The sequence below is a fragment of the Streptomyces malaysiensis subsp. malaysiensis genome (assembly GCF_040653035.1).
Classification (GTDB): domain Bacteria; phylum Actinomycetota; class Actinomycetes; order Streptomycetales; family Streptomycetaceae; genus Streptomyces; species Streptomyces malaysiensis.
Genome location: NZ_JBEZNG010000071.1, coordinates 1 through 8403 on the forward strand (window position 1 = coordinate 1; position 8403 = coordinate 8403).

The 8403-nt window shown below is 67.8% G+C and carries 2 protein-coding genes; both read left to right on the forward strand.

The features are described from left to right. The coding region (locus tag AB0E24_RS45725; RefSeq protein WP_359385949.1) for a KR domain-containing protein at positions 1 to 1062 on the forward strand (1062 nt) is incomplete at its 5' end. A gap of 48 nt (positions 1063 to 1110) precedes the next feature. Beyond that, the coding region (locus AB0E24_RS45730) for a beta-ketoacyl synthase N-terminal-like domain-containing protein (protein WP_435865407.1) at positions 1111 to 8403 on the forward strand (7293 nt) is incomplete at its 3' end.

The window sequence follows — 8403 nt, forward strand, 5'->3', positions numbered from 1 at the left end:
CATGCGGCGGGGGTTCTTGATGATGGTGTGTTGGGGTCGTTGACGGTGGAGCGTGTGGAGGCGGTGTTGCGTCCGAAGGTGGATGCGGCGGTGAATCTGCATGAGTTGACTGACGATCTGACTGCTTTTGTGATGTTTTCGGGTGCGGCGGGGGTGTTTGGTGCGGCGGGTCAGGGTGCGTATGCGGCGGCGAATGCGTTTTTGGATGCGTTGGCGGTGTATCGGCGGGGGAGGGGTTTGCCGGGGGTGTCGTTGGCGTGGGGTTTGTGGGAGTCGGTGAGTGGTTTGACGGGTGGGTTGGGTGTGGTGGACCGGCGTCGGATGTCGCGGAATGGGATGCGGGCTTTGTCCTCCGCTGAGGGGGCGGTGTTGTTTGATCGTGCGTTGGTGGGTGGGGAGGCGTTGGTGGTGCCGGCCCGGTTGGATCTTCCGGCGCTGCGGGCCCGGGCGAGGGCTGAGGGCGGTGTGGCACCGTTCCTGAGTCGGTTGGTGCGTGTCCCGCAACGGCCTATGGCGGATAACGCAGTGAGTGAAGTGCCAGAACTGGGGCATCGGCTGGCGGTGCTGGATTCCGCGGAGCGGGAGGGGCTCCTGCTGGATTTGGTGCGGTCGCAGGTGGCGGGTGTGCTGGGGCATCAGGGTGCGGAGGAGGTCGAGCCGGAGCGGGCGTTCAAGGATCTGGGTTTCGATTCGCTGACCGCTGTCGAGCTGCGTAACCGTCTCAACCAGGCCACCGGGCTGCGCCTGCCCGCGACCTTGGTCTTCGACCACCCCACCCCCCTCGCCCTCACCGAACTCCTCCACACTGAATTACTTCCGGAGCACGATCAGGAAATTCCACTTGTGCTCGAAGAGCTGGATCGGCTGGAAGCAGCGCTTGCTGCGGGAATCACGGACGACGATGTGCAAGATACGGTTCGGACACGCCTCCAGGGACTTCTGTGGCGACTGTCCGACGGGTCGATATCCGCTGACGTCGACGTGACCAATGGCCGTGCATTCGATCCGACGACGGACGAAGAGATGTTCGATCTGATCGATAAGGAACTCGGCACCTCATGACCGCCGATCGGGAATGTACTTGCGTCGCTTCAAGTGCTGCTTCAAGGGGTGACATCCATGGAGAATGAAGCCAGGCTTCGCGAATATCTCAAGCGTGTGATGGGCGACCTTCGCCAGACTCGCCAATTGCTGCGCGAAGCGGAGGACCAGGAGCACGAACCCCTGGCGATCATCGGCATGAGCTGTCGGTTCCCGGGTGATGTCGCCTCGCCGGAAGACCTGTGGCGACTGGTGATGTCGGATGGCGACGCAGTGGGGGAATTCCCGACCGACCGCGGATGGGATCTCGAGGCGCTGTACGACCCCGACCCTGAGCGGGTCGGCAGGTCCTATGCGCGCGAGGGCGGTTTCCTTTACAACGCGGCCGAGTTCGACGCGGACTTCTTCGGGGTCTCGCCACGTGAGGCGCTGGGAATGGATCCGCAACAGCGCTTACTGCTGGAGACATCCTGGGAGGCCCTGGAACGCTCCGGCATCGATCCCAAAACGCTCAAGGGCGAACGGGCGGGCGTTTTCGTCGGTGCGTCCTACTCCGGCTACGGCGCCGATTCCGGAGACGCGCCCGAGGGCGTCGAGGGCTATCTGATGACCGGCAGCGCCTCCAGCGTCACCTCAGGCCGGATCGCCTATCTGCTGGGCACCGAAGGCCCCGCCGTGACAGTGGACACGGCCTGCTCGTCGTCGCTCGTGGCATTGCATATGGCAGCCCAGTCGCTGCGTCAGAGGGAGAGTTCCCTCGCGCTCGTCGGAGGTGTCGCGGTGATGTCCACCACGAAGACCTTCGTTGAGTTCAGCCGCCAGCGGGGGCTGGCACCGGACGGCCGTTGCAAGGCGTTCGCCGGTGCCGCCGACGGCACCGGGTGGGGGGAAGGCGTCGCGGTGCTGCTCCTGGAGCGCCTCTCCGACGCCGTACGCAACGGCCGTCGGGTGCTGGCGGTGGTGCGGGGTTCGGCGGTGAACCAGGATGGTGCGTCGAACGGGCTGACGGCCCCGAATGGTCCTTCGCAGCAGCGCGTCATCCGACAGGCACTGACCAACGCCCGTCTGACGGCCGACCAGGTCGACGCCGTGGAGGCCCATGGCACGGGCACCACACTCGGCGACCCCATCGAGGCCCAGGCTCTTCTCGCCACATATGGGCAGGACCGGGATCGGCCACTCTGGCTGGGCTCCGTGAAGTCCAACATCGGTCACACACAGGCCGCTTCGGGACTCGTCGGTGTGATCAAGATGGTGATGGCGATGCGGCACGGGGTGCTGCCGCGCACACTGCACGTGGACGAGCCCACCCCGCAGGTGGACTGGACGACCGGGGACGTACGGCTGCTGACCGAGGTCCGGGAATGGCCGGACGCGGAACATCCGCGTCGGGCGGGCATCTCGGCCTTCGGCGTCAGTGGGACGAATGCGCATGTGATTCTTGAGCAGGCTCCGGAGGCGGAGTCGGTTTGTTCAGTGGTTGATGTGCCGGTGGTGCCGTGGGTGGTGTCGGGTCGTTCGGCGGTGGCGTTGCGGGCGCAGGCGGGTCGGCTTGCCGGGTTCGTGCGGGAGCGTGATGGTCTTTCTTCGGTTGATGTGGGTTTTTCGTTGGTGTCGGGGCGGTCGGGGTTTGAGCATCGTGCGGTGGTGGTGGGGGATCGGGTTGGGCTGGTGGAGGGTTTGCGTTCGCTTGCCGAGGGTGGCGCGGGTGTGAACGTGGCCGTTGGTGTGGTGGGGTCGGGGAAGGTGGGGTTGGTGTTTTCGGGGCAGGGGTCGCAGCGGGTGGGGATGGGGTTGGAGTTGGCTGCTGCGTATCCGGTGTTCGCGGAGGCGTTGGATGAGGTGTGTGGGGAGATCGATCCGCTTTTGGGAGTGTCGTTGCGGGAGGTGCTGGCTGCTGGGGGTGGGGTGTTGGATCGGACGGTGTTTACGCAGGCGGGGTTGTTTGCGGTGGAGGTGGCGTTGTTCCGGTTGGTGGAGTCGTGGGGTGTGCGGGCGGATGTGTTGTTGGGGCATTCGATTGGTGAGGTTGTGGCGGCGTATGTGGCGGGGGTGTTTTCTCTGGGGGATGCGTGTCGGTTGGTGGCGGCGCGGGGTCGTTTGATGCAGGCGTTGCCTGAGGGTGGGGCGATGGTGGCGATCGCTGCTGGGGAGGCGGAGGTTGTCGAGTCAATCGAGGGCTGCGAAGGGGTGAGTGTTGCGGCGGTCAACAGCTCCTCTTCGGTGGTGGTGTCGGGGGATGAGGATGCGGTTCTGGAGGTTGCCAGGGAGTGGGCGGGTCGGGGTTGTAAGACGAAGCGGCTGCCGGTGAGTCATGCGTTTCATTCGTCGCGGATGGAGCCGATGCTGGAGGAGTTCCGGCAGGTTGCCGAGAACATCGCGTATGCGCTTCCGCGGATTCCGGTGGTCTCCAATGTGACGGGTGAGGTTGCCGGCGAGGAGTTGTGTTCGGCGGGGTATTGGGTGGCGCATGTGCGGGAGACGGTGCGGTTTGCCGATGGGGTGAAGTGTCTTCGTGAGCGGGGTGTGACGCGATTCGTCGAACTGGGGCCGGGCGGGGCGTTGACGTCTCTGGTGCATGAATGCCTGGACGGCGACGGCGACGGCGACGGCGACGGTGATGGTGACGGGGACGCGGGCACGGTGGTGGTGCCGATGTTGCGTAAGGTTCGTCCGGAACCGGAGTCCGCGGTCCTGGCCCTCGGCCAGCTGTATGCGTCGGGAGTGGAGGTGGATTGGACGGCCCTGGTTCCCGGTCCGCATCAGTACGTCGATCTGCCGACGTACGCGTTCCAGCGCCAGCGCTACTGGCTCGCCACGAATGCCGATCCCGATGCCGGTGACGTGTCGTGCGTCGGCCTCGACCCCGTCCGGCATCCGCTGGTGGGTGCGGTGGTTCGGGTCCCGGACACGGGCGGAGTCGTCCTGACGGGCAGACTGGCCGTGCGATCGCATCCCTGGCTCGCCGACCACACCATGATGGGCCGGGCCATCCTGCCGGGCACCGCGTTCGTGGAGCTGGCCGTACAGGCGGGCGATCATGTCGCGTGCGACCGGGTCGAGGAGCTCACCCTGCACGCCCCTCTGATGATCCCCGAGCGGGGTGGCGTTCAGGTCCAGGTCTCGGTCGGGGCGGCGGACACGGCTGGAGGGCGGCCGCTGACGATCCACTCGCGTCCGGCTGACGAGTCCGACGACCAGGCGTGGACCAGTCATGCCACCGGTGTGCTGATCCCGTCCGACGAGCAGACTCCGGCACAACGGCACTCGCGGGCCGCGACAGCCGAAACGGCCGCGATGACGCAGTGGCCACCGGCAGGTGCCCTGCCGGTGTCCGTGGACGGCCTCTACGACCGGTTGCGCGAGGTCGGAGTGGTTTACGGCCCGGTGTTTCAGGGGGTGCGGGCAGCCTGGCGCTCCAGCGGCGAGGCGGGCGAGGTGTTCGCAGAGGTCGCCCTCCCGGAGGACTGCGGTGCCGATGCTGAGTCGTTCGGCCTGCACCCTGCGTTGCTCGACGCCGCCCTCCAGGCCATGGGCCTGGGCCGTTTCTTCGACGACGAGTCGACGGGCGGTCCGCGGATGCCCTTTTCCTGGAACGGTGTGTCGTTGTACGCCACGGGTGCGACGGAGCTCCGGGTACGGCTGACGCGAGTGGGGCACGACGCCGTATCGCTGCGGGTGGCCGACGGCACCGGGGCTCCCGTGGCCTCGGTGGACTCGCTGATGCTGCGAGCAGTCACACCGGACGCGATCGGCTCCGCCCGACCGGGACACCGTCGCGCTCTGCTCCGTTTGGAGTGGACCGACACGTCAGCGGACGTCTCGGCAGACATCGCCGCGAATAGCGCTATGAGCCTTCCCACCGAGGACCGCCATGAGGCGCCGGGCCGATGGGCCCTGCTGAACGAGAGCGAGAACAAGAGCGATAGCGCGAGCGAGATCGGCGTTCGGCCGACCGGCCTGGTGGCGGCCCTGGCGGCGGCGGGAGTGGTGGCAGACGTCATTCCCAGCGATCGGTTGTCGTCGGCCGATGACAACGCCGAGGGCGGAACCCTCGAGGGCGGGCCCGTTCCCGACATTCTCGTGGTGTCGTCCCTCACCGCCTCGGCCGGCGAGGTGCTCGGTGTGCTGCGGGCCGTGCTGGCCGATGACGGGTGCGCCGTACGCCGAGTGGTGGTGGTCACCCGAGGCGCGGTGCCGGTCTCACGGAGCGCGGACGGCGAGGCCCCCGACCCGGCCGCCGCGTCGGTATGGGGCTTGGCGCGGGCGGCACAGGCGGAGCATCCCGGCCGCGTTGCGCTCGTCGACATCGATGCCGACGTCGAGTCATTGCGTCGGCTGCCCGACGTGTTCAACGGTGACGAGCGGCAGGTCGCCATCCGATCGGGCAGGACATTCGTGCCCCGGCTGGCCCGTGTCCTGATGCCCCAGAAGGCAGCCGGGACGACGGTGCGGGACCGCGAGGAGCGGAACGCACTCGTGGGCACGGCCGTGATCACCGGTGAGGTGGACGAGTTCACTGCCTCCGTGGCCCGGGACCTGGTCACCAGTGGCGGCATACGGCACGTGGCCATGGCCGCCCGTACCGGCGATGTCAGCGTGACCGAGCTGCGACAGGAGCTGGCGGAGGCCGGCGCTGGTCTCCAGGTGGTGGCGGGCGAGGCCGCCGACCGTGCCGCCCTGGCAGACCTGCTGGCGTCCGTACCCGAAGAGCATCCCGTCACCACGATCGTGCACTCGGGCGCCGCCGACGGCTGGGAGGCCCTGTCGACGCTGCCACAGGAGCGGGTGGCCGCGCTACTGGCCGACGAAATCCGCATGGTGAGCGATCTGCATGAACTCACCCGTGAACAAAGTCTGTCCGCCTTTGTGCTGGTGTCCGACATGGATTCCGCGTCGAGCGCGTTCCATGACGCGCTCGCCCGGCAGCGCGAGGCGCGGGGCCTGCCCGCGCTGTCGCTTGCCCGGGGACCACGCGAACCGGGCTACGGAATCATGCCGCCGGGTCCGGAAGACGGCCCCGCGCTGTTGGACAGCGCCCTCGCGAGTGGCGAGACCAGCCTGCTGGCCGCCGACCTGGACGGCACGGCCTTGCGCGGCCGCGCCGACGCCGGTGCCGTACCTCCACTTCTGCGTGGACTGGTCCGCGGCCCCGGTCGTCGTACGGCGGCCTCGGGCTCCGGCACCGACTCGCCCCTGCTGCGCCGGCTGGCCGGTGCGCCGGAGGCGGAGCGCCGCCGCGTGGTGTCGGAGCTCGTGCGCTCCACGGCCGCGAGCGTGCTGGGTCACGCCTCCGCTGACGCGATGGACTCCGGGCGGGCGTTCAGGGACTTCGGCTTCGATTCGCTCACCGGTGTGGAACTGCGCAACCGGTTGCGCGAGGCCACCGGACTGCGCCTCCCGGCGACGCTGGTCTTCGACCACCCGACACCGAACTCCCTCGTGGACATGCTCGTGGAGGAACTGTCGGGCGACGAGCACATGGCCGCGGTTCCGGCACCCACAACGGCACAGAAAACGTCGCCGACCGCCGCGGATGACCTCATCGCCATCGTGGGCGCGGGGTGCCGGTACCCGGGCGGTGTCGGTTCGCCGGACGACCTGTGGCGGCTGGTCGTGTCCGGTCAGGACGCGGTGTCGGCCTTCCCCGATGACCGCGGCTGGGACATAGCGGGGCTGTACGACCCCGACCCCGACCAGGAGGGGAAGTCGTACGTCCGCGAGGGGGGATTCGTCGATTCGGTCGCGGATTTCGATCCGGGGTTTTTCGGGATTTCGCCGCGTGAGGCGTTGGCGATGGATCCGCAGCAGCGGTTGCTGCTGGAGACCTCGTGGGAGGCGTTCGAGCGAGCCGGAGTCGACCCCGAAACGTTGAGGGGCAGCCGGACCGGCGTCTTCATGGGCACCACCGGCCAGGACTACGGAGCCCTCATGGCATCCGCGGCGGCGGAGGGTGTGGAGGGGCAGCTGCTGACAGGCGGTGCGGCCAGTGTGATCTCGGGCCGTATCTCGTATGTGCTGGGGTTGGAGGGCCCTGCGGTCACGGTGGACACGGCGTGCTCGTCGTCGCTCGTCAGCCTGCACCTTGCCTGCCAGTCGCTGCGGCAGGGCGAGTCCACGCTCGCACTCGCGGGCGGTGCCGTGGTCATGTCCACTCCGGAAGCGTTTGTGGCGTTCAGTCGTCAGCGTGGGCTGGCTCCGGATGGTCGGTGCAAGTCGTTTGCGGGTGCGGCGGATGGTACGGGGTGGTCTGAGGGTGTGGGTGTGGTGGTGTTGGAGCGGTTGTCGGACGCGCGGCGCAACGGTCACCCGGTGTTGGCGGTGGTGCGGGGCAGTGCGGTGAATCAGGATGGTGCGTCGAATGGTTTGACGGCGCCGAATGGTCCGTCGCAGCAGCGGGTGATTTTGGGGGCGTTGGCGAGTGCGGGGTTGTCTCCGGTGGATGTGGATGCGGTGGAGGCCCACGGCACGGGGACGACGTTGGGTGATCCGATTGAGGCGCAGGCGTTGTTGGCGACGTATGGGCAGGGTCGGGATCCGGAGCGCCCGCTGTGGCTGGGTTCGATCAAGTCGAATATGGGGCACTCCGCGGCTGCTGCGGGTGTGGCGGGTGTGATCAAGATGGTGATGGCGATGCGGCATGGGGTGTTGCCGCGGACGCTGCATGTGGATGAGCCGACGCCGCATGTGGAGTGGGATGCGGGTGATGTTCGGCTGTTGACGGAGGCGCGGGAGTGGCCCGAGGTGGGTCGGCCGCGTCGGGCTGGTGTGTCGTCGTTCGGCATGAGTGGGACGAACGCGCATGTGATTCTTGAGCAGGCTCCCGAGTCGGCTGGTGCCGTTGAGGTGGTGCCGCCGGTTGCGGGTGATGTGCCGGTGGTGCCGTGGGTGGTGTCGGGCCGCTCGGTGGAGGCGTTGCGTGGGCAGGCGGTGCGGCTTGTGGATCACTTGGTGGATCGTTCTGACGTGTCGCCTGTTGATGTGGGTTTTTCGTTGGTGGTGTCTCGGTCGGGGTTTGAGCATCGTGCGGTGGTGTTGGGTGGTTCGGGTGGGGAGTTGGTGGGTGGGTTGGGGGCGGTGGTGTCGGGTGGTTCGGGGGTGGTGCGGGGCGTTGTGGGGCGGGGTGATCGGGTGGTGATGGTGTTTCCGGGTCAGGGTTCGCAGTGGGTGGGGATGGCTGCTGGGTTGCTGGAGTCGTCGTCGGTGTTCGCGGGGCGGATCGCGGAGTGTGAGGCGGCGTTGGGGCCGTTTGTGGGGTGGTCGTTGGTGGATGTGTTGGGTGATGAGGTGGCGTTGGGTCGGGTGGATGTGGTGCAGCCGGTGTTGTGGGCGGTGATGGTGTCGTTGGCGGAGGTGTGGCGG